General features: G+C 66.7%; 15 protein-coding genes and 2 tRNA genes. 9 read left to right on the top strand and 8 right to left on the bottom strand.

Annotated elements, in window-relative coordinates:
* Positions 1-298 precede the first annotated feature (298 nt).
* The 5 genes from QTI20_RS11285 to hrcA form a co-directional block, all read right to left on the bottom strand.
* On the bottom strand, positions 299-2,539 hold the full coding sequence (locus QTI20_RS11285) for a DEAD/DEAH box helicase (RefSeq protein ID WP_286556281.1): 2,241 nt from the start codon (positions 2,537-2,539) through the stop codon (positions 299-301).
* Between the two features lie 11 nt (positions 2,540-2,550).
* A complete protein-coding gene (locus QTI20_RS11280; RefSeq protein WP_286556279.1) occupies positions 2,551-3,858 on the bottom strand; it encodes an ATP-binding protein in 1,308 nt (435 codons plus the stop codon).
* Positions 3,855-6,818 (bottom strand): tellurite resistance TerB family protein, encoded by a 2,964-nt coding sequence (locus QTI20_RS11275; RefSeq protein ID WP_286556278.1) that lies wholly within the window; start codon positions 6,816-6,818, stop codon positions 3,855-3,857. Before QTI20_RS11275 ends, QTI20_RS11280 begins: the two co-directional genes overlap by 4 nt.
* 631 nt (positions 6,819-7,449) lie before the next feature.
* Positions 7,450-7,526 (bottom strand) — tRNA-Ile (locus QTI20_RS11270).
* A gap of 28 nt (positions 7,527-7,554) precedes the next feature.
* A complete protein-coding gene (gene hrcA, locus QTI20_RS11265; protein ID WP_183025467.1) occupies positions 7,555-8,562 on the bottom strand; it encodes a heat-inducible transcriptional repressor HrcA in 1,008 nt (335 codons plus the stop codon).
* 28 nt (positions 8,563-8,590) lie between these two features.
* On the opposite strand from hrcA, the gene QTI20_RS11260 reads away from it, so the two are divergent.
* From QTI20_RS11260 to rapZ, 3 genes are read left to right on the top strand one after another with little or no spacing between them, the layout of a single operon-like run.
* A complete protein-coding gene (locus tag QTI20_RS11260; RefSeq protein ID WP_183025468.1) occupies positions 8,591-9,487 on the top strand; it encodes an NAD kinase in 897 nt (298 codons plus the stop codon).
* Positions 9,488-9,536: 49 nt separating this feature from the next.
* Complete coding sequence (recN, locus tag QTI20_RS11255; protein ID WP_286556276.1) at positions 9,537-11,216, top strand: DNA repair protein RecN; 1,680 nt, start codon at positions 9,537-9,539, stop codon at positions 11,214-11,216.
* Between the two features lie 26 nt (positions 11,217-11,242).
* Entirely contained in the window at positions 11,243-12,139 is an 897-nt protein-coding gene (rapZ, locus tag QTI20_RS11250) for an RNase adapter RapZ (protein WP_286556273.1), read from the top strand.
* Here rapZ and mutY read toward each other — a convergent pair.
* From mutY to mutM, 3 genes are all read right to left on the bottom strand, one after another.
* Positions 12,136-13,203 (bottom strand): A/G-specific adenine glycosylase, encoded by a 1,068-nt coding sequence (gene mutY / locus QTI20_RS11245; protein ID WP_286556270.1) that lies wholly within the window; start codon positions 13,201-13,203, stop codon positions 12,136-12,138. The two genes, rapZ and mutY, sit on opposite strands and share 4 nt — an antisense overlap.
* A gap of 22 nt (positions 13,204-13,225) precedes the next feature.
* A complete protein-coding gene (locus QTI20_RS11240; RefSeq protein WP_286556268.1) occupies positions 13,226-15,193 on the bottom strand; it encodes a dynamin family protein in 1,968 nt (655 codons plus the stop codon).
* A gap of 75 nt (positions 15,194-15,268) precedes the next feature.
* Entirely contained in the window at positions 15,269-16,084 is an 816-nt protein-coding gene (mutM, locus tag QTI20_RS11235) for a bifunctional DNA-formamidopyrimidine glycosylase/DNA-(apurinic or apyrimidinic site) lyase (RefSeq protein WP_286556266.1), read from the bottom strand.
* Positions 16,085-16,173: 89 nt separating this feature from the next.
* On the opposite strand from mutM, the gene QTI20_RS11230 reads away from it, so the two are divergent.
* The 6 genes from QTI20_RS11230 (at position 16,174) to QTI20_RS11205 (ending at position 21,417) form a co-directional block, all read left to right on the top strand.
* On the top strand, positions 16,174-18,003 hold the full coding sequence (locus QTI20_RS11230; protein WP_286556264.1) for a tetratricopeptide repeat protein: 1,830 nt from the start codon (positions 16,174-16,176) through the stop codon (positions 18,001-18,003).
* Positions 18,000-18,512, top strand: coding sequence for a lipoprotein insertase outer membrane protein LolB (locus QTI20_RS11225; RefSeq protein WP_286556262.1), 513 nt, complete (start codon positions 18,000-18,002; stop codon positions 18,510-18,512). The genes QTI20_RS11230 and QTI20_RS11225 overlap by 4 nt, the downstream gene beginning before the upstream one ends.
* A complete protein-coding gene (ispE, locus tag QTI20_RS11220; RefSeq protein WP_286556260.1) occupies positions 18,509-19,357 on the top strand; it encodes a 4-(cytidine 5'-diphospho)-2-C-methyl-D-erythritol kinase in 849 nt (282 codons plus the stop codon). Before QTI20_RS11225 ends, ispE begins: the two co-directional genes overlap by 4 nt.
* 42 nt (positions 19,358-19,399) lie before the next feature.
* A tRNA-Gln gene (locus QTI20_RS11215) sits at positions 19,400-19,476 on the top strand.
* A 171-nt stretch (positions 19,477-19,647) separates the two neighbouring features.
* On the top strand, positions 19,648-20,622 hold the full coding sequence (locus QTI20_RS11210) for a ribose-phosphate pyrophosphokinase (protein ID WP_219212500.1): 975 nt from the start codon (positions 19,648-19,650) through the stop codon (positions 20,620-20,622).
* Positions 20,623-20,739: 117 nt separating this feature from the next.
* Positions 20,740-21,417: a 50S ribosomal protein L25/general stress protein Ctc gene (locus tag QTI20_RS11205; protein ID WP_286556257.1), complete on the top strand. Its 678-nt coding sequence runs from the start codon at positions 20,740-20,742 to the stop codon at positions 21,415-21,417.
* Positions 21,418-21,419: the final 2 nt, after the last annotated feature.

Genomic DNA, 21,419 nt, shown 5'->3' with positions numbered 1-21,419 from the left:
GTGCGCGCGAATTCGATTCTTCGCAGGAGAAGGCTGATCCGGTTCCAAACTGAAGCCAACACGCTCTGGTCCGCTTCGCAGCGTTAGCTGTCGTTCGCCGGGGTTGGATGAATGTCGTCAGTCGGCTGAACTGCGGAAATGGTAGTGGCTGCTTGAACCGACTGCAGCCGGTCACGGCCAGATGCTGGCGCCAAAACAGTGGAGCGGGGACACACCTCACCTGGCCACATGCCACAAGCATTGATTCGGTCATCGAGGTTCGCGGGGATTTCATGCAACGAATAACGCATGCTGTGGGTCATTGCCGCCGCAGCCCCGCCGCCCACTTCAGCGCCTCATCGATATCCAGATGCAAGCTCGCATACGTTTTCCGCAGCAAGCCTGCCGGCAGCGCCCAATCCCATTTTTCTCGAGCGAGGTTCTTCGCATCCGCAAGCAAGATATCGAGTGGTGGCGCCGGCTCAGAGCCGGCGTCTACTAGCGTATCGATGATGTCATGGATAACGGGTTCACCGTCGAAGACCGTAACGCCCAACTCGCCGCAGGAAACCTCGTAGCCGCGGCGAATCAAGAGGCAGGCAACAGCCTCATTGCCGGCGTCTCCAAGCCAGGTTGTGAGCAGTACGTGACGACCCGAGACGATGTAGCTCGCATCGCGGAGATTCATGTTCTCGTATCCCTTGCGCGCCTCGGCAAGAAAGCGTTTGGCAGTGGCGTCGAGGTAGGCCGGTAGGTCGGTACCTTCGAGCATCTCCCGCATACGTTGACGCACCTTGGTATTCACACGACCGCCGTTGCCTGAGAACAGTGGAGGCACCCCGCCTCCAGTGCGGGACACATAGATGGTCTTCCGCGGCTCGTCGACCTCCTCCACCCTCCACGTCTTGCCGGCAAAGAGGATGCGTTCTCCGACGCGCAGCGACTGCTCGACCGGAAGGGTCCCTAGCGCGTGACCGCCGGCTACTATTCGGAACTCCTCTTCGCTCGCGAAGGCGGCGTAGAACTGATAGTGGTTGACGAACTTCTCGCCGAGCGTGCCGGGCAGTAGGTCGCCAGACGAATCCTGGGTAAGCATCTCCTTGCTCCCTAGGTGCCGAACCAGCTCCATGAACTCGGCCTTAGTCACACCAAAGAAGGGTGCGCCGCTGGAACACAGCAGCTGATACAGCTCAGCAATCGTTGCTCCACCGCGCTGGGCGATGACGGAAAGCATCTGTTGCACCAAGGTAGACAGATGGGCACCGTGAACACGAGGTGGCTCGAACCAGCCCTCCACGAGCAACGAGACCATTGCTGCCATCTGGAGCGTATCAAGGCGCAGCTCTGTTCCGAGCTCCGCATTGGGACCAATCGCATCCTCCACACAGTAGCCCCGCAGGATGGCCGGCTCGCCCTTCCGTCGCCCGCTACGCCCGAGCCTTTGACGGAGACTGGCCACCGTTGGAGGTGAGCCAATCTGCGCCACGCTCTTCACCGCCCCGATGTCAATGCCGAGCTCCAAGGTGTTTGTGCAGACGGCCGTCGCCGGCTTCTCCTTCTGCTTGAGGGCTGCCTCCGTCTCCGAACGAATTTCCTTGCTTAAACTGCCGTGGTGCGGCCAGAACTCGTTAGGAACATGCCGCTGCTCGCACATCCTGTTGAGCAGGTGCGTATACAGCTCCACCTGGCGCCTCGAGTTGGGGAAGATGAGATTGTTCGAGCCACGCAGATGTTCGAAGAGGTGCGATGCGATGCTGCCAGCGGAGACTTCGACCTTCGCCTCGCCTTCGTCTGTCTCCGGCGCACCGTCGTAAGGATGCACGGCTGCAGGCTTCGGCGCTGCGATAACCAGCGGCTCTTCATACCCCTTGATTTGGACCATAAGGCTGCTGGACGACGAAGTCGACTGCACCAGCTCAACAGCAGCACTTCGATTTGGTCGCAAGAACTCCTTGGCCAGGTCCATGTCGCCAAGCGTGGCGGACAGTCCGATGCGCGGTACCGACCGCGCGAGCACGCTCTCGATGCGGTGCATAAGCGACTGAAGCTGCTTGCCGCGCTCTGAGCCGATGAAGGCATGGAGCTCGTCAATCACGAAGTATGAGATTTGTGCGAAGACGCCGGCGACCGAAGAGCCGCGATTGCAGAGCATCGCCTCAAGCGACTCCGGTGTAATCAAGAGCACGCCATGGCGTTTCTGCAGAAAACGCGTTTTCTGGGAACCCGAGATGTCGCCGTGCCAGGGCCAGACCGGCAGCTCCAGTTGTTCGCAGAGCCGCTCAAGCCTGCCGAACTGGTCATTGATGAGTGCCTTCAGTGGGCTGATGTAGACGATGAGCCCTACTGCCGGCTGCTGGACGACCTTCGTGAGCGCCGGAAAGAAAGCCGCTTCCGTCTTGCCCGCAGCCGTTGCGGCGGCAACGATGACGTCACGGTCACCCTTGAGAATGAAAGGAATAGCCGCTTCTTGAGCTTCCCGCAGCTCTTCCCAGCCCTCGGCCCAGATGAAGCGCTGGATGCGCTCGTCCAGCTGAAAAAAGGCCGAAGACTCAGCAGCCACGGACCGGAGCGTCAAAGCTTGAAGGTAGCGAATCCATCACCATCGCCGGCCTCAGCCTCAACAGCTCCATCTTCAGCCCCAGTGGTATCGACCTCGAGTGCGATTCCCCCAAGAAGTTCTTCCCACGCGGTCCCAGGGTTCTGCTCCAACACGGCCAGCAGGTTGACGAACGCGGTGATGGTCGTGCGCGGCGTTCGGAAGTACGTATCGCCCACTCGGCGAGAGCAGTGCTCCATGAAGCTGGCAATGCCTTGCTCTGGCAGCAGATGCTTGGAGGCGTCACCTAGTGCGTAGACCTCGACCACCTTGTGCAGCAGAAGGTACAAATCCTCCTGCGAGAGCGCCGCAAGACGGACCACGGGACCACTGAAATCAACGAGGCCTTCGGTCGCGAAGCTGTTCTGAGCCAGGCGAGTGGCGAGTGCCTGGTAGCTATACAGACCTCGACGAGGGTCGAGCACGAACTCGGGCGTTCCGCCCAGGATAAAGCCGAGCCCTTCCGTGTTGCCCTGCAGCGAGTCGTTGAGGATGCGAAGAATCTGCTCGTAGTTGCCGTCTCGAGCTTGCTTGCTTGCCATCTTGTAGAGGTTGACCATTTCGTCAAGATTCACGAGCAAGCCCGCGAAGCCCGCCAGCCGAACGAATCGCCCTAAGAGCTTGAGCTGGTCGTACACCGCACCGTCGTCGACGATGGAGCGAACACCGAGCGCCTGTCTGGCATCGGTCTTGGTCGCAAACTCGCCGCGCAACCAGCGCACCGCGTCGGACTTCAGCTGCTCGTTGTCCTTCTCGACACCGCGGCAGTAGGCGGCGATGACATCTGCGAAGTCGTAGCCGCCCACGAGCTCGGTGAGATTGTCCAGCTTGCGGCGGATGACGACCTCCGATTCGACGCCCTCTTTCGTCGCTTCGGCCTGCGCGGTTGAGATGAACTTCTCCACGATGCCAGAGAGCGCTCCGCCCTCTGGACGGGTCCGAGTCGCTACATTGCGCATCAGCTCGGCGTACAGAGAGCGAGCTTGCCCGCCGGTTGCATGCAGGCGCCGGTCAGGGTTTAAGTCGGCACTGGCGACGACGAGCTTCTTCTCCAGCGCGATGGCCCTCACGAGGTTGAGGAAGAAGGTCTTGCCGGCACCGTACTCGCCAATCACCAGCCGGAAGGTCGATCCACCATCGGCGATGCGTGAGATGTCCCCCACGAGGGTTTCGATTTCCCGCACGCGGCCGACCTGGATGAGATGCTGACCGGTGCGCGGAACGACGCCGGCACGCAGCGATTGGATGACCGCATCGCGGTCTCGAGGGCGAATGGTGCTCATGCTGCAATCATCTCCAGAACTTCAGGATTTACTTCCACGGGGTCATCGCCCTCCGTTAAGGGCATGTCATGGACATCAAACGAGGCCTCGTTGACCCGCTCTAACGCACCGTCGAGCATCAGCTTGAGGTCGGTTGCCAAGTCTTGCAATTCAGCCCTAGTCCACTGCGGCCTTGACAGCATCATCCGCGCGAACGCTGTGTGCTCTTCATCAAGGCCAAGGATGCGCGCCTGAACGCCGTCATTTGGTTCGTCAACGTCCGGTTCGGCAGCCGCAACTTCCTCGATGACAGGCTCCTCGGCAAAGATAGTCCCGAGAAGCGCGGAGACGCGTTCGGTGTCCTTTCGTAAAGCTTCAATCTTCGCCCTATCCAGCTTGAAAGCGGGCGGGGCGGCCACTGGCTTCTCAATAGGCTTTGGGGGAATGGGAGGAACTGCAACCTCGCGCATTCCCGAGGGAACCGGTTCACGCTTCGGCTCAGGCGCGGGGGCAATCGCCTCAATCTTCTCTGCCTCAGGCTCCTTCGGGGGTGCCGGTATACGAAACGCGGGCTCTTCCTTGCCCTCGACGAGTTGCGCCAATCCATCATCGGGGCTGCTCGAAGAGTCGCGGCGAGCAGGTTCCGAGGGTGGCAGCGGTGGCGCCTGGTCGGACGAAAGCGTCGCCGATGAGGCAGCCGCCGATTGAGCTGCGGGCTCTACAAAGCTTGACCCAAGTAGGGCCGAGACCCGCTCCGTGTCCTTTCTCAAGGGCTCAATCGGAGCCACATCCAGCTTGGCCACAGCCAGCTCGCGGGCCGGCGTTTCAGGCTGCACCGATGGCGCTCGAGCTGCAGGTTCTGACTGAGCGACCTCTGCATTAGCAGGAGAAATTCGGACTTTAACGGGTATGTGCGGAGCCGCTCCCGGACCAGCTGCCGCGGCAGATGAGCTTCCGACCTTTACAGGGTCCGAGGTGACGGCCGGCAGCTCGACCGGTGAGGCGCGCCGCGCTGCCAGCGCCTCCGCATGTACAACGACTGCGTGCACATCTGAGAAGACCCGCGTTACGTCGATGTTGAGCGCCTTGTAGACAGATTCCAGAAGCTTGACCTCCTTCGGGGTCACATCGCCATCGGACGCAGCCACTGTCGCCATGAACACCGCCAGAGTCTCCTTGGCGCTTGCATCGAGCGGCTCGAGCTTCCGTTTCAGGGAAGTCAGCGAAACCGGCGCGAGCATGAGCAGACGGAGGTGCGCAAGCAGACGGCGGCTACTGCGTTCAGAGAGATGCTCCCAAGACAAGACCTGCTTGCGAAGAAGCGCCATCTCGCCAGCGCTGAATTCGCCGTCCGCGGCCGCCACGGCCGCAGCAAGCTCCAGCGTAAGCGCCGCGGCTTGATACCCGGAATCTCTGGTGGTCCCCTGCCCCGGCGGGATTAGGAACAGCACCACAGGGTCTTCGGGCTTGGGGTTCCTGGCACCGGCCAGCACGTCCGGCTCCATGCCGATGTTGAACCCCTCGAGCGTCCTCGCCAACGACAACGTCTTGTCGCGCGTGAGGCTCGATTCGACACCAAGCACACCCTGGAGGTCCTTCGACAACATCGACATCATTCCAGCGCCGACCCGCTTTTGCACTTGTTCCAGCGAATTCTTGGCGTGCTCAGGCCACAGCGCTACGGGAAGTTGAAGAAACAGTTCAGACGCAGGCCCTGCGCCTGCACTCTTGCCGAGCGCACGGCTATATGAGTCGAGGGCCTCAGTGGTCTTGTCCACCAGCGATTGCAGTTGCTGCTGCGGCCGGGTCAACGCAGTGATGTCGGGCGTATCGCCAAAACTCAGCGTTATGGTCTTCCCGCGGAACCCGCCCGACGCCGGCTGATAGACCAGTCGAAGCTTTGACCTGTTGTGGGGCAGTTGGATGCCGCCGGCCTCTTCGTACTTGATGGCAAAGAGCTTGTCGAACTCAGGGGCGCACCTGACCGCAGGCGTCCTGAGAACAATGGATGGGTCGAGACGCGCCCAAGCGACAGCCAGATGGACGGGGACGGGAACCTGGTCGACTGCAGTCTCGCCCAGAGCCAGGCGCATATAGAACGGCAGCTCCATGGAGCGAGCGAAGGCCGGCACTGGCTTCTTATATAGGTCAGCGTGGTCCTGGGACAGGGTCACCCAGTCAAGCAGCGCGTCTGCGTAGCGCCGGAGCGAATTGGATTTGCCACCATAAACGTCAAGGAGCGCGGCCACCTCGGCCATGATTTGCTGGCGCTCCTCTGCAGAGACGAGGGTTGCATCGACGATGAGGCGCCGCTCGAGTCCATAGATAAAGAGGAAGACGTACCCGACATCCGCCTCTGCAGCACGACGACCTCCAACCAGCCAGTTCAGGTACGCACGGCGAGCAGCTGGCGAGATTTCCGAATAGCTGGGCCAGTACCCCATGTCTCGTTGCGCATAGCTTCCGTGCTTCTCTACGGGCTTTGCCGGGTCGATGAGGCAAGGGTCAACGCCTCCTACTGGCGCATCAAGTCTGGAACCGACGTAGATGAGGCCGCCGGCGAGTTGCGCCCCTGCGACCTCCACCTCTTCTCCGAAGGGAATCCAGCGCGCGGTGGATGCGGAGCCAGCATTCTTGGAGAGCGACGTGCTCTTCAAGGGTTGCACTTCTGCCGAAGGCGGCCGCACGCTTCGAAACGAGTCAAAGTCGATTCCTGGTTCGGCACGGGCGCCGCCAAACGCATTCGCGATGCCCGACCGTGCGAGCTTGCGGCCGCCGTCTGAGCGATGCTGCTCACGGTTCTCCTCGGCCAGTTGCTTGCTCTTCGCCTTGTTCCAAAAGACGATGAATCCGATTAGAAGGGCGACGGCGATTCCCCCAAGCAGCGCCCAGACCTGCTTCGGAACCTGCATCAAGACAATGACGGCGAACCCGAGTAGTACGAGCACGCCGCCGGCTGCATTGTTCTTTTTTCGAGCCATCCGAAGCGTCCTTCGTTTTGCGGCCATCCTCGTGGCGAATTTCGGCTTGCCAGACGGCCATGGCCTGGCGCGCATGGGCCCTGCTGACCACGCGGCCGTATACGTTACAACATGTCAACGAATCGTGCCTGCCGCCTTCGGCGCTTAAGCAGCAAATCTTTAGCGGAGGCGTGACATCTGTCGGCCGCGCAGAAACGGACAGGCGCTGCCCCGCCTTGGTACCTCCTGGTTCCAGATTGAGCGGGGGGCCGTCGGCGCCGATTGGCCAACGGGCTCAGTGGCAAGAACCCCGCAACTGTCCGGGATGTGCGGTATTACCCGAGTGAACCCTTTCGCCCGACCCGTTGACACTCTATGGCGCGAGCAACGCGCAACTGGCGCCCGGATACATGGAGCCGCGGTAGGATAGGAAAATCAAGGCGCTCTAACCTCGGCGCAGTGACCTGGAGCCCGGGGAGCTCCTCAGACCTCTTCAACGTGGCCTTCTTTCCACACGCCACGTCTTCACTGTGCATCCCAGCTGGTTGCCGCCATCCAGCGAAATTCTGGCAATGATCTGGCAACGACACAAGAAAAACTTTCATCTGCTACTTTTTTGATAGCAAACAAATAAGCAATAACTGGGTTGACGTGGTAGGCCGTGATGGGCTTGAACCATCGACCAACGGATTATGAGTCCGCTGCTCTAACCAACTGAGCTAACGGCCCACGCGGGCGAATTCTAGTGGAGCGGGGCTCAGGGTTTGCGGTGGCTCAGCGCATTGCTCACCAGCCGCGAGGTGATGTCGACGATCTGGATCATCCGGTCGTAGTGCATGCGGGTCGGGCCGATCACGCCCAGCGTGCCGACCACCTGCCCGTCGACCTCGTAATTGGCGCTCACCACCGACAGTTCCTCGAAGGGCACGACCTGGCTCTCGCCGCCGATGAAGATGCGCACCCCCTCGGCCTTGCTCGAGACGTCGAGCAGCCGCATCAGCTGCGCCTTCTGCTCGAACAGGTCGAAGGCGCGCCGCAGCTGGCCCATGTCGCTGGAGAAATCGGTCACGGCCAGCAGGTTGCGCTCGCCGGACACCACCACGTCGTCCTGCGACTCGGTCATGACCTCGGAACTGGCCTGCATCGCGGCCTGCATCAGCGAGGCGATCTCGCCGCGCAGCTTCTCGACCTCGGACTGCAGCCGGTCGCGCACCTGCTCGATCGTCAGGCCCGCATAGTGCGCGTTGATGTAGTTCGCGGCCTCGACCAGCTGCGACTGCGAGTACTCGGTGTCGGGGAAGATCACCCGGTTCTGCACGTCGCCGTCGGGCGAGACGATGATCACCAGCAGCCGCTTGTCGGACAGGCGCAGGAATTCGATCTGCTTGAACACCGAGGTCCGGCGCGGCGCCAGCACCACGCCGACGAACTGCGACAGGCTCGACAGCAGGTGGGCCGCGTTGGCGATCACCTTCTGCGGCTGGTCGGGTGCCAGGCTCTGGGCGGGCAGCTGCTCGCGCTGCGCGGTCAGCATGGTGTCGACGAACAGCCGGTAGCCGCGCGCCGTGGGAATACGACCGGCCGAGGTGTGGGGGCTTGTGATGAGCCCGAGCATCTCGAGGTCGGACATCACGTTGCGGATGGTCGCGGGCGACAGCTCCAGCCCCGAGGCGTGCGAGAGCGTGCGCGAGCCGACGGGTTGCCCGTCGGAGATATAGCGCTCGACAAGCGTCTTGAGAAGCAACTTGGCGCGGTCGTCCAGCATCGTCTGATTTTAGTGTTGTAATTTGTTGATGACCTCCCGCTTCCGGCATGTCGCCCTCATTGGCAAATACCAGGCACCCGGCCGCGGGACGCCGGCCGGCGCACCGGACGACGTCATGGAGGACATCGGCGCCTTCCTCGAATCGCAGGGTTGCCGGGTGTCGGTCGAGCGCTGCACGGCCGGCGAGATCACGCACGGCCGCTACAGCGCCCTGAGCGTCGAGGAGATCGGCGAGCAGTGCGACCTGGGCCTGGTGGTCGGCGGCGACGGGACCATGCTCGGCATCGCGCGGCAGCTGGCGCCCTACGGCGTGCCGCTGATCGGCATCAACCGCGGCCGGCTGGGCTTCATCACCGACATCCCGCTCGACAACTACCGCGACACGCTGGTGCCGATGCTGGCCGGCGAGTACGAGGAAGACCACCGCAGCCTGCTGCATGCCCAGGTGATCCGCGAAGGCGCCTGCGTGTTCGACGCGCTCGCGATGAACGACGTGGTGGTCAACCGCGGCGCCACCTCCGGCATGGTCGAGCTGCGCGTCTCGGTGGGCAACCATTTCGTGGCCAACCAGCGCGCCGACGGCCTGATCATCGCGTCGCCCACCGGCTCGACCGCCTACTCGCTCTCGGCCGGCGGCCCGCTGCTGCACCCCTCGATCCCGGGCTGGGTGCTGGTGCCGATCGCGCCGCACACGCTGTCGAACCGGCCGATCCTGCTGCCCGACGCCGACGAGATCTCGATCGAGCTCGTCTCGGGCCGCGACGCCAGCGCCAATTTCGACATGCAATCGCTGGCCTCGGTGGAGATCGGCGACCGGGTCGTGGTGCGCCGCTCCGACTACCACGTGCGCTTCCTGCACCCCCGGGGCTGGAGCTATTTCGACACGCTGCGCAAGAAACTGCACTGGAACGAAGGAGGTTCCTGATGACCCCCGCCACCCCGCGCGCCCGCGCCCCGCTTCACCTGGACCGCTGATGGCTCTGCGACGCATCGCGCTGCGCGACTTCGTGATCGTGCGCGCCCTCGAGATCGACCTGTGCTCGGGCTTCACCGTGCTGACCGGCGAGACCGGTGCCGGCAAATCCATCCTGATCGACGCGCTGCAGCTGGCGCTGGGCAACCGTGCCGATGCCGGCGCCGTGCGCGAAGGCGCCGAACGCCTCGACGTCAGCGCCGAATTCGATGCCGATCCGGCCCTCGCCGAGTGGCTCGACGAAGGCGGCTTCGAAGCCGGCGACGCGCTGCTGCTGCGCCGCACCGTCGACCTGCAGGGCCGCAGCCGCGGCTGGATCAATGGCAGCCCGGCCACCGCGACCCAGTTGCGCGAACTCGGCGACCACCTGCTCGACATCCACGGCCAGCACGCCTGGCAGAGCCTGACCCGGCCCGACGCGGTGCGCGGCCTGCTCGACGCCTACGCCGGCGTGCGCGCCGACACGCTCGACGCCGCCTGGCAAGCCTGGCGCCAGGCGCTGGGCACGCTGGCCACGGCCCGCTCGGCGCAGGATTCGCTGCAGCGCGAACGCGAGCGGCTGCAATGGCAGATCGCCGAGGTGCAGAAGCTGGCGCCCGGCGCCGACGAGTGGGACGAGCTGTCGGCCAACCACAGCCGCGCCTCGAACGCCCAGGCGCTCATCGATGCCGCCGGCGGTGCGCGCGCGGCCCTCGAGGACGAGGACCAGGGCGCGCTGGTGGCGCTGAACCGCGCGCTGACATTGCTGCAGGACTGCGAACACATCGAGCCCGAATTCAAGGCCCTGTCCGAGGTGCTGGCCTCGAGCGTGGCCCAGGCCGCGGACGCGGCCCATTCGCTGCACGGCTACCTGCGCCACACCGACACCGACCCGCGGCACCTGGCCGACCTCGACGAGCGCATGGGCCTGTGGATGTCGCTGGCGCGCCGCTACAAGCGCACGCCGGTCGAACTGCCCGGGCTGCTCGCGAGCTGGCAGACCGAGCTGAAGGCGCTGGACGCGCAAAGCGACCTCGAGGGCCTCGAGCGCGCCGAGCAGGCCGCGCAGCAGGTCTACATGAAGGAAGCCAAGGCCCTGGGCAAGGTGCGCAAGCAGGCCGCGCCGAAACTGGCGCAGGCCGTGACGCAGGCGATGCAGGGGCTGGGCATGCAGGGCGGCCGCTTCGACGTGGCGCTGCAGCCGCTCGCGCAGCCGGGCCGCGCCGGGCTCGAGGAGGTGGCCTTCCTGGTCGCCGGCCATCCGGGCAGCACGCCGCGGCCGATCGGCAAGGTGGCCTCGGGCGGCGAACTCTCGCGCGTGGCGCTGGCCATCGCGGTCACGACCAGCGAGCTCGGCACCGCGCAGACGCTGATCTTCGACGAGGTCGATGCCGGCGTCGGCGGCGCGGTGGCCGAGACGGTGGGCCGCCTGATGCAGCAGCTGGGACGCGACCGGCAGGTGCTGGCCGTGACCCACCTGCCGCAGGTCGCGGCCTGCGCCGACCACCACCTGCTGGTGGCCAAGCGCGCGGCCCCGGCCGACGGCGCGGGCGGCCCGCGCACCGAGAGCGGCGTCAGCACGCTGGCCGCGGAGGCGCGCACGCGCGAGATCGCACGCATGCTGGGCGGCGAACGCAGCTCGGCGACCTCGCTGGCGCATGCGCGCGAGATGCTCGAGCGACAGAGCGTGGGGGCGGCATGAACGACAGCACGGCAACACCCATTTCCATGACCGACGACAGCACCGACGCCGAATTCAACCTGGTGCTGATCACCGGCATGTCCGGCTCGGGCAAGTCGGTGGCGCTGCATGCGCTGGAAGACGCGGGCTACTACTGCGTCGACAACCTGCCGCCGGAACTGATGGCGCCCTTCATCGCGCTGCAGCGCCAGCAGCGCGCGACGCACGTCGCGATCGCGATGGACGTGCGCAGCGGTGTCTCGCTGCCGCAGGTGCCGCAGCAGCTCGAACGGCTGCGCCACGACGGCGTGGCCCTGCGTTCGCTGTTCCTCGACGCCACCACCGACGCGCTGGTGCGCCGCTATTCCGAGACGCGCCGGCGCCATCCGCTGTCGCGCCAGGAGGAACGCGGCGACGCGCCCGAGCAGCAGCGCGTGCTGGTGCAGGCCATCGACCTCGAGCGCGAGCTGCTGGCCGACCTGCGCGACGGCGCCGACGTGATCGACACCAGCATCATCCGGCCGGCCCAGCTGCAGAGCTACGTCAAGGCGCTGATCTCGGCGCCGCAGAGCACGCTGACGCTGGTCTTCGAATCCTTCGCCTTCAAGCGCGGCGTGCCGCTCGATGCCGACTACGTGTTCGACGTGCGCATGCTGCCCAATCCGCACTACGTGCCCGCGCTGCGCCCGCTGACCGGCCGCGACACCGCGGTGATCGACTGGCTGCGCGAGCACGACGACGTGAGCCGCATGTACGGCGACATCACGCAGTTCCTCGAGCGCTGGCTCGACGCGCTGGCGCAGGACCACCGCAGCTACGTCACGGTGGCCATCGGCTGCACCGGCGGGCAGCACCGCTCGGTGTTCCTGGTCGAGCAGCTGGCGCGCGGCTTCAGCGCGCGCTGGGCCGCGCTCAAGCGGCACCGCGAGCTGGACGGAAACTAGCTCGCGTCGAGCGCGGGCTGCTGCTGCGCCAGCAGCTTGCGCACCGGCGCCGGCAGGCCGAATGCGGTCCACGATGCGGCGGCGAACCACGCACCGGTGTCGCCCAGCGAGCGGCCGTCGCTCGCGATCCGCACCGGATGCAGGTGCAGGTCCTTGTGGGTGAGCACGTGCAGGAAGGCGGGCGCGTCGATGGCCGATGCACGCTCGGCCGGCGACAGCGCCGCCAGCAAGGCTTCGCGGCTCTCGAACACCGGCAGGCTGTAGAGGCCGGCCCAGATGCCGCGCGCCGGGCGCTTCTCGAGCCAGACCCGGTCGGCGCCGTCGTCGGCCTGCAGCATCCACAGCGACTGCGCGGTGCGCCGCAGCTTGCGCGTCTTGACCGGGTAGCGCTCGGGCTCGCCCTCGCGCCGCGCGACGCACAGCGCGCCCACCGGGCAGATCATGCAGCTCGGGCGGCGCGGCAGGCAGACCGTGGCGCCCAGGTCCATCACGCCCTGGGTGTAGCGCGCGATGTCGGCGGGCTGGTCGGCCGGCGGCAGCAACTGCGTGGCGATGTCCCACAGCGCGCGCTCCTGGGCGCCCGAGGACAGGTCGCCGTCGAAGCCCAGCAGCCGCGTGAGCACGCGCTTGACGTTGCCGTCGAGGATCGCCACGCGTTCACCGAAACAGAAGGCCGCGATCGCCGAGGCGGTGGAGCGGCCGATGCCCGGCAGCGTCGCGAGTTCGGCCGCGCTGCGCGGAAAGGCGCCGCCGAAGCGCGCCACCACCTCCTGCGCGCAACGGTGCATGTTGCGCGCACGGCTGTAGTAGCCCAGCCCGCTCCAGAGGCCGAAGACCTCGTCCTCGCTGCCCGCGGCCAGCGCGGCCACATCGGGAAAGCGTTCGAGGAAGCGCGCGAAGTAGCCCAGCACCGTGCTGACCTGGGTCTGCTGCAGCATCACTTCCGACAGCCAGACGCGGTAGGGGTCCCGGGTGTTCTGCCAGGGCAGCTCGCTGCGGCCGTGGGTCTTCTGCCAGGCGACCACCTGCGCGGCGAAGCCGAGCGTCGCGGGCTCCGCCTTCACCGGGCGGCCCTCCGGCCCGGGCTCACGCCGCACTGACGGTACCGTGCTGGCTGGCGGCCACGGGCGTCGAGGCCTCGTTGCTGATCAGCAGCGCGGTGAGTTCATCGAGGCGCCGCTGCAGGTCGGCCAGGCCGCCCTCCTGCGCCGCGATCTCGGCCAGCCGCTCTTCGAGGTTGCCGGCCGCGCCCTGGATGCGTTCGACCGACTCCAGCCGGCGCCCGAAGCTGCGGCGGCGCTCCTTGAGCTGGGCATCGAGCTGAGCGCCCGCGCCCTTGCTCCAGCGCTCGACCTCGGCCATCGCGGCCTCGTTGACCACGCGCAGGCGGCTCGCCAGCGCACGCACCAGCTTGTCGCAGAAGTCGGCCTGCGCCAGCTTGATCAGGTTGCTCACGCCCAGGTAGTGCAGGTGGCTGCGCTCGATCTGCGTGAGCTGCTGCTCGAAGCTCGTGAGGTCGGGCTCGGCCGGCGCCTGCAGCGTGAAACCGTGCTCGGCATTGAGCTGCCGGAAGGTGGCGTGCAGCATCGACTGGATCTCGCCCGTGGTGGCCTGCACCTCGCGCAGGTTGTTGCGCAGCGCGTCGAAGGTCTCGCCATACACCTTGCGCACGCTGAGCTTGATGCCCGGGCGCTTCAGCGCCGCGGCGAGGCGGCCCATGTCGGCCTTGAGCGCCGTGTTGCCGAGCACCGCATAGACCTCGCGCAGCAGCTTGCCCTGCACCGAGCGCACCGCCAGGATGCGCACGTTGCTGGATTCGAATTCGGATTGTTCCTGCTCGATGCGCCCGCGCATGTGGCGGATCACCGAGGCGTTCTTGCCGCGCAGGCCCTGCAGTTCCAGCGCCTGCTCGGAGAGGTCGCGCTGGCGCACATGCAGGAGACGCGAAGCCTCGGCGCGCAGCGAGACGATGCCGGCATCGACCGCCAGGCGCAGCATGGTCTCGCGCTTGCCCAGCAGGCCTTCGCCCAGCACGGCCTCCAGGCCCGGCAGCCGGCTGGCCTGGAGCAGCGGCGCATCGCGGCGGATCTTGGCCTGCAGGCCCTTCTGCGCCGACACCGGCAGCACCTGCGGCAGCGGCACCCCCAGCAGCTCGGCCGCGCCCTGGCGCTGGCGTTCGATCTGCGCATCGATCTGCGCCGGCGTGCTCAGCGTGTCCCACAGGGTGTCGATCTTGTTGAGCACCACGATCCGGGTCTCGCCCGCATCGCCCTCGGTGACCAGGTGCTCGCGCCAGATGGCCAGGTCGGAGCGGGTCACGCCGGTGTCGGCGCCGAGGATGAACACCACCGCATGGGCGCGCGGGATCAGGCTCACCGTGAGCTCGGGTTCGGCGCCGATCGCATTGAGGCCCGGGGTGTCGAGGATCACCAGCCCCTGCTCGAGCAAGGGATGCGGCATGTTGAGCACCGCATGGCGCCAGCGCGGGATCTCGACCCGCCCCTGGTCGTCGGGCAGCGGGTTGTCCTCGGGCGTGTCGTCGCTCCAGAAGCCGAGCGTGCGCGCCTCGGCCAGCGGCACCCAGCGCACCTCGGCCACCTTGGCCATCGCTTCGGACAGCCGCGCCGCGTCCTCGACATCGATGGGCACGTCGACCCAGTGCGAGGGCTCGTCGCGCCAGTGCATCAGCGAGTGCGGTTCGGCGCGCGTCTCGATCGGCAGCAGCCGCAGGCTCGGCGGCTGGGTCGCGTCGTAGCCCAGTTCGGTCGGGCACATCGTGGTGCGGCCCGCGCTCGCCGGCATGATGCGGCGGCCGTAGCCGGCGAAGAAGATCGCGTTGATCAGCTCCGACTTGCCGCGCGAGAACTCCGCCACGAAGGCCACCATGACCTTGCTGGTGCGCATCTGCGCCTCGAGCTCGCGCAGGCGCTCCGCCACGGCCTGGTCGAGCAACTCGTTCTCGGCGAGCCAGCCCGACAACCATTGCAGCCGCTTCGCGAAACTGCGGCGCCAGACGCCGTGCTGGTCGAATTGCTGGTTGAAGGAACGTGTCAAGGAGAAGGAAGTGAGAGTGGGCTCACAAAATATAGCATTCGACACTCTGGCGGGCCTCCGAGGCCCGCCGGCGGCTCAGTACTTTTGGCAGTTCGGGCAGAAATAGGTGGAGCGCTGGCCCTGGCGCATCTGCCGGACCGGCGTGGCGCAGACGCGGCAAGGCTCGCCGGCCCGGCCGTAGACCGTGGCCTCGATCTGGAAATGGCCGCTCTGGCCGTCGATGTTGGAGAAGTCGCGCAGCGTGGTGCCGCCCTGCTCCACCGCCCGCGCCAGCACCTGGCGCACCGCCGCGTGCAGGCGCAGCGCGCGCGGCCGGCTGATGCGCGAAGCCGCCACCGTGGGCCGGATGCCCGCGAGGAACAGCACCTCCGAGGCATAGATGTTGCCCACGCCCACCACCACGTCGCCGGCCAAGAGCACCAGCTTGATCGGGGCACGGCGCTTGCGCAGGCCGGCATGGAAGGCCTCGAAGTCGAAGCTGTCCTCCAGCGGCTCCATGCCCAGGCCGCCCAGCAGCTTGAGCGCCAGCGGCGAATCCTCGCCTTCCACATGGACCACCGCCCCGAAGCGGCGCGGGTCGTTCAGGCGCAGGATGCCGCGGCTGGTGACCAGGTCGAAATGGTCGTGCGCGCCCGGCGCGGGCAGCACCGCATCGAAGCGCAGGCTGCCGGACATGCCCAGGTGCAGCAGCAGCAGGCCGGTGTCGAGCTCGACCAGCAGGTACTTGCCGCGCCGGCGCACGGTGCGCACCTCGCGCCCCACCAGCGTCTGCGGGTCGATGCCCAGCGCCCAGCGCAGCGGCTTGCCCATGCGCACCGCCTCGATGCGGGCGCCGGCGATGCGGTCGACGAAACCGCGGCGTGTGACTTCGACTTCGGGGAGTTCGGGCATGGCGCGAGCGTGACACAGGAAGGAGCGCCAAGGGAACCGGATGACCCGCCGACGCTCTGATGGAAAAGCCTTGGATTATTATGAGTTCGATGACCCCATCGCCCCGCCGACTCCGCCTTGCGGCGGCCCTCTCCCTCGTCTCGATCGCCTTGGCCGCCCAGGCACAGCAGCCCCCCGCTGCCGTGCCGCCGGCCGCGGCGCCGACGAGCCCCGCGCCGATCATCGAGCGGACTCCGCCCGTGACCGATGCCGACGCCAAGCCCCCGGCCGACGGTGGGGCCAAGGCCTCGGCGCTGACGGCCGAGCTCTTCTACGAGGTGCTGGTGGGCGAGATCACCGCCCGCGGCGGCGATCCGGGGGCCGGCTACGCGCTGGTGCTCGACGCGGCCCGCCGCACGCGCGACGGCGCCCTGTTCCAGCGCGCGGTCGAGATCGCGCTGCAATCGCGCTCCGGCGACGCCGCGCTGGCCGCGGCCCAGGCCTGGAAGGAAACGCTGCCCAATTCCCGCGAGGCGCGCCGCTTCGAGCTGCAGATCCTGATCGCGCTCAACCGCATCGCCGAGACGGCCGAGCCGCTGCGCGCCGCGATCGCCGCCACGCCGCTGCCCGAGCACCCGCTTCTGATGGCCGTCATCGCGCGCAACTACGGCCGCGCCACCGACAAGAAGCTGGCCGCCTCGGTGGTGGAGCAGGCGCTGGTCGACGAGGTGAAGAACCCCGCCACGGCCGGCCTGGCCTGGACCACCATCGGCCGCCTGCGGCTGCTCGCCGGCGACAGCACCGGCGCGCTCGAGGCGGCGATCCAGGGCCAGACGGCCGATCCGGCCTCCGACGGCCCGCCGCTGCTGGCGCTCGACCTGATGGACCCCGACCGGCCGCTGGCCGAACCGCTGGTCAAGCGCTACCTCGCCAGCCCCAAGGCGCTGCCCGAGCTGCGCATCGCCTACGCCCGCGAGCTCATGGAAGCGCGCCGCTACGCCGATGCGAGCACCGAGCTCACGGCCCTGACCACCGAGAAGCCCGAACTGCCCGGTCCCTGGGTGCTGCTGGGCAGCCTGCAGGCGCAGGCCCGCCAGGATGCGGCGGCCGAGACCTCGCTCAAGCGCTACGTCGCGCTGGCCGGCGCGCTGCCGGCCGAGGACGAGGCCCGGCGCGGCCTCACGCAGGCCTACCTGCTGCTGTCGCAGCTGGCCGAGCGGCGCAAGGACTTCGCCGAGGCCGACCGCTGGCTCTCGCGCTCGGACAGCGCGGAAGACGCGCTCGGCTGGCAGCTGCGCCGCGCGGGCCTGCTCGCGCGCCAGGGCAAGGTGCAGCAGGCGCGGGAGCTGGTGCGCGGGCTGCCCGAGCGCAACGAAGACGAAGGCAAGCAGAAGCTGCAGGCCGAAGTCCAGTTGCTGCGCGATGCCAAGCAGTACCAGCCGGCCTACGACCTGCTGGCCAAGGCCAGCGCCGCCTCGCCCCAGGACGCCGACCTGATCTACGACCAGGCCATGATGGCCGAGAAGCTCAACCGGCTCGACGAGATGGAGCGCCTGCTGCGCCGGCTGATCGAGCTGCGTCCCGACAACCAGAACGCGTACAACGCGCTGGGCTACTCCTTCGCCGATCGCAAGATCCGCCTGGAAGAAGCGCGCACGCTGATCCGCAAGGCGGTGCAGCTCGCGCCGCAGGACCCGTTCATCGCCGACAGCCTGGGCTGGGTCGAGTTCCGGCTCGGCAACACCGCCGAGTCCCAGCGCATCCTGGAGGCGGCCTACACGCGCCGTGCCGACCCCGAGATCGGCGCCCACCTGGGCGAGGTGCTCTGGACCGCCGGCGACCGCGAGCGCGCGATGCGCATCTGGCGTGAAGCGGCGCAGGCCGACGCGGAGAACGAGACCCTGCAGGAGACGCTCAAGCGCCTGCGCATCAAGCTGTGAAGGCCCGCCGCCACCTGTTGAAGGCCACCGGCGCGGCGCTGGCCGCCCTGGTGCTCGCCGGCTGTGCGACGCCGGGCGGCCCCACCGCGACGGCGCCCGACGGCGATCGCCCCGAGAACTGGAGCGGCCGCATGTCCCTGCGCATCGACAGCGAGCCGGTCCAGACCTTCTCCGCGCTGTTCGACCTGCGCGGCGGCCCCGAGCGCGGCACGCTGACGCTCACCACGCCGATCGGCAGCACGCTGGCCCAGCTCCAGTGGTCGCCCGGCGAAGCGCTGCTGAAGAACGGCAACGAGACCCGGCGCTACCCCTCGGTGGATGCGCTGATCGAAGCGGCCACCGGCGCCTCGATCCCGGTCGGCGCGCTGTTCGGCTGGCTCGCCGGACGCGACGAGACCGTGCCCGGCTGGCGCCCCGACCTCTCGCAACGGGCCGCGGGCCGCCTGCAGGCCGTGCGCGACACGCCGCTGCCGCGGGCCGACCTGCGCATCGCCTTCGCCCGCGAATGAAAGCGCTCTACGACCTCCCGGCGCCGGCCAAGCTCAACACCTTCCTGCACATCACCGGCCGCCGCGACGACGGCTACCACCTGCTGCAGTCGGTGTTCATGCTGATCGACTGGTGCGACACGCTGCACGTCGAACTGCGCAGCGACGGCGGGCTGAGCCGCGAGGACCTGACCACACCGCTGCCGGCCGACGACCTGGTGCTGCGGGCTGCGCGCGCGCTGCAGGCACATGCGCGGCCGGGCCAGGGCGCGCACATCGGCGTGGCCAAGCACGTGCCGGCGCAGGCGGGCATGGGCGGCGGATCGTCGGATGCCGCCACCTGCCTGCTGGCGCTCAACCGCCTGTGGGACCTGCGGCTGCCGCTCGCCACGCTCGAAGGCATCGGCCTGCGGCTGGGCGCCGACGTGCCCTTCTTCCTGCGCGGCCACAACGCCTGGGTCGAGGGCGTGGGGGAAAAAATCACCCCCATCACCCTGCCCGCGGCACGCTTCGCGGTGCTCAAGCCGGACGCCGGTCTGGAAACTTCGTTAATTTTTGCAGCGCCGGATTTGAATCGCTCAAATCCTGTTGCTATAATCTCTGGCTTTGCTGCACACAGCGGATCAGAAGCCTACGGTTTCGGTCACAACGACTTGCAGCCGGTTGCGCAGCGGCTTTGTCCCGCGGTCACCGACGCCATCGAATGGCTCGGTCGCCAAGGTTTGAAGGCGCGCATGACGGGCTCCGGAAGCGCGGTGTTTGCAGTGATGTCGCATGAAGCGGATTTGCCACAAGAGCCTTCGGGTTGGCAGCTTCGACAATGCGACAATCTGGCCGCTCATCCCCTCCAGGGCTGGGCGGACTGAAAAGAGAGATATCGGTTGACGGCCTCGGTCGTCAACCCGTGTAGGGGCGTCGCCAAGCTGGTTAAGGCACTGGATTTTGATTCCAGCATGCGAAGGTTCGAATCCTTCCGCCCCTGCCAAAACACACCTCACGACCGATGGGTCGTGGGACATGAATCACGGCCTACAGGCCGTGATGAAAGAAATCCGCGGCGCCGCCGCGGCCAACGAGATTTGCAGCCGGTCGGCTGCAGAGACCACGAGAACACTGGCGGCTCCCTGAAGAGCCATTTGCATTGCTGGACGCGCTCATGCAGGCTCAACATCCTGACTTCATGGTTTTCACCGGCAATGCCAATCCGGGTCTTGCCGCGGAGATCGCTCAGCATCTCGGCACCGGTCTCGGCGCCGCCCGCGTGGGCCGCTTCTCCGACGGCGAAGTCACCGTCGAAATCAACCAGAACGTCCGGGCCCGCGATGTGTTCGTGGTGCAGTCGACCTGCGCGCCGACCAACGAGAACCTGATGGAACTGCTGATGATGGTCGATGCGCTCAAGCGCGCCTCGGCCGAGCGGATCAGCGCCGTCATCCCCTACTACGGCTACGCCCGCCAGGACCGCCGTCCGCGTTCGAGCCGCGTGCCGATCTCGGCCAAGGTGGTGGCCGACCTGCTGCAGACCGTGGGTGTGTCCCGCGTGCTCACGATGGACCTGCACGCCGACCAGATCCAGGGTTTCTTCGACATCCCGGTCGACAACATCTACGCTTCGCCGGTGCTGCTGGGCGACCTGCGCCAGAAGAACTACGAAGACCTGATCGTGGTCTCGCCCGACGTGGGCGGCGTGGTCCGTGCACGGGCACTGGCCAAGCAACTGAACACCGACCTGGCCATCATCGACAAGCGTCGCCCCAAGGCGAACGTGAGCGAAGTGATGAACGTGATCGGCGAGATCGACGGCCGCAACTGCGTGATCATGGACGACATGATCGACACGGCCGGCACGCTGGTCAAAGCCGCCGAGGTGCTCAAGGAGCGCGGCGCCAAGAAGGTCTACGCCTACTGCACGCACCCGATCTTCTCGGGTCCGGCCATCGAGCGCATCGCCCAGGGCTCGGCGCTCGACGAAGTCGTCGTGACCAACACCATTCCCCTTTCCGACACCGCGCTGGGCTGCAAGAAGATCCGTCAGCTCTCCGTGGCACCGCTGATCGCCGAGACGATCCTGCGCATCTCCAAGGGCGAGTCGGTGATGAGTTTGTTCTCGGACCAGGACAACCTGTTCTGATCTGAGCAAAAAGCAGGCCTCCCGCTCGGGAGGCCATTTTGAAACCGGCGCCGCACTGGTCGCGGTCGGCGCTCAAGAAGCGAGTGGCAATTGCGCCTTCGCTCCAAGGAGTTAACTATGAAATTCGTCGCTTTTGAGCGCGCCAAGCAGGGCACGGGTGCGAGCCGCCGTCTCCGCGTTTCGGGCAAGACCCCCGGCATCGTCTACGGTGGTGAAGCCACGCCCCAGCTGATCGAGATCGATCACAACGCGCTGTGGCATGCCCTGAAGAAGGAAGCCTTCCACGCCTCCATCCTCGAGATGGAACTGGGCGGCGCGGTGAGCAAGGTGCTGTTGCGCGACGTGCAATACCACCCCTTCCGTCCGCTGGTGCAGCACATCGACTTCCAGCGCGTCGATGCCAAGACCCGCATGACCATGAAGGTGCCGCTGCACTTCAAGGGTGAGGAAGAGTCCGAAGCCGTCAAGATCGAGCTGAACCTGGTCAACCACGTGACCACTGAACTCGAAGTCAACGGCCTGCCCGCCGAACTGCCCGAATTCATCGAGGTCGACCTGTCGGGCCTCAAGAAGAACGGCACCGTCACGCTCAAGGACATCAAGCTGCCGCGCGGCGTGAAGTGGGTCAGCCACGGCAAGCCGAACCTGGTGCTGGCCTCGGCCACCGCACCGGCGGCCGAAGAAGTCGACGCACCGGTGGCTGGCGCCGAAGCCGCTGCCGCCGCCGCACCGGCCGGCAAGGGTGGCAAGGCTGCGGCCAAGACCCCCGCTGCCAAGGCACCGGCGAAGAAGTAAGC

This window comes from Variovorax sp. J2P1-31 (assembly GCF_030317215.1).
Classification (GTDB): domain Bacteria; phylum Pseudomonadota; class Gammaproteobacteria; order Burkholderiales; family Burkholderiaceae_C; genus Variovorax.
The sequence above is the reverse complement of the archived record's forward strand: the minus strand, read 5'-3'. Positions and strand labels throughout refer to the sequence as shown.